At 64.7% G+C, this 1,279-nt stretch carries 1 protein-coding gene and 1 pseudogene; both read right to left on the bottom strand.

The window, feature by feature from the left end; translation table 11 throughout:
- A pseudogene (locus AC3ZU9_RS31295) lies at positions 1-161 on the bottom strand (peptidase); the annotation flags it as partial.
- A 2-nt stretch (positions 162-163) separates the two neighbouring features.
- Positions 164-1,279: HlyD family type I secretion periplasmic adaptor subunit (locus AC3ZU9_RS31290; RefSeq protein WP_490091781.1), on the bottom strand; the 1,116-nt coding region annotated here is incomplete at its 5' end.

Raw genomic sequence — 1,279 nt, 5'->3', positions numbered from 1 at the left:
GCGCGGCCGATGGCGCGGTTTTCCAGGCCGGCGTCGCGTTCCTTGAGGGCGCCGAGGAATACCGGGTCGTTACGCAAGGCCTGTTCGTACACATCGAACGGGCCCATGGCGGCCTGGGCATTGGCGCAGGTCAACAGCAAGGCGATAAACACGTGCTTCATGTTCATTCCTCGGTCAACGCCGAGCCGGCGCGGTCGAGCAGCGGCTTGAACAGGTAATTGAGCAAGGAGCGCTCGCCGGTGCGCACGAACATCTCGGCGGGCATGCCCGGCTTGATCACCAGGCCGTGGAGTTTTTCCAGCGCGGCGTCGCTGACCGTCGTGCGCAGCACGTAATAGGGCGCGCCGGTTTTTTCATCGAGCATCTGGTCGGCGGAAATCAGGCTGACCTCCCCCGGCACGCGGGGTGTGCGGCTTTGGTTGAAGGCGGTGAAGAGGATATCGACTGGCAAGTGCGTGCCGACCTTGTCCACCAGGTGCACCGGTAAATGCCCTTCGACTTCCAGGCGTGTGCCTTGGGGCACGATTTCCAGCAGGGTTTCACCGGCGCGCACCACCGCGCCCTCGGTGTGCACGCTGAGATTGACCGCGATGCCATCCGCCGGGGCGTTGATTTCGCTGTGTTGCAGGTCAAACCCGGCTGAGGTGAGTTGCTGCTCCAGGGTCAGGCTGCGCAGTTGCGCGTCGGCCAACTGGCTGCGGACTTCCTTCTGGTATTCCTCGCTGTGCTGCTGCAATTTCAGCCGCGATTCGAGGATGCCCTGCTCGACGCGGCCACTTTCACCGGTGTTCTGCGCCAGGTCCTGTTGCACCTGGGACAACTGCCGCTGGTACTCCATCGACCGGTTGCGTGGGATGTAGCCGTTGTCGGCCAAGGGTTGCAGGTTGCTCAGTTGGTCGCGCAGGGATTGGGCCTGGGCGGTCAGGTCGCTGCGCGCACGGCGCATGCCACCCAATTGCGCGGAGGCACCGTCGATGTTGGCACGGATGCCGGCCTGCTCACGGGCAAAGGCTTCGCGACGGCTGCTGAACAGTTGGCGCTGGCCTTCCAGCACCAACGCCAGGGCCGGGTCGGGATTGGCGCTCAGCTCAGCGGGAAAGCGGATGCTGGCGTGGTTGTCACGCTCGCTCTGCCAGCGCGCCACACTGGCCCAAGCCATGCGGTACTGGGCCTGCAGGGACTGCACGTCGGCCTGGTGCTGGGTCTGGTCGAGGCGAAACAGCGGCTGGCCCTGTTTCACATGCTCGCCCTCCTTCACCAGAATCCGGCTGACCACGCC

It is taken from the genome of Pseudomonas sp. A39 (assembly GCF_058145955.1).
This window is presented reverse-complemented; position numbering and strand designations above follow the sequence as displayed.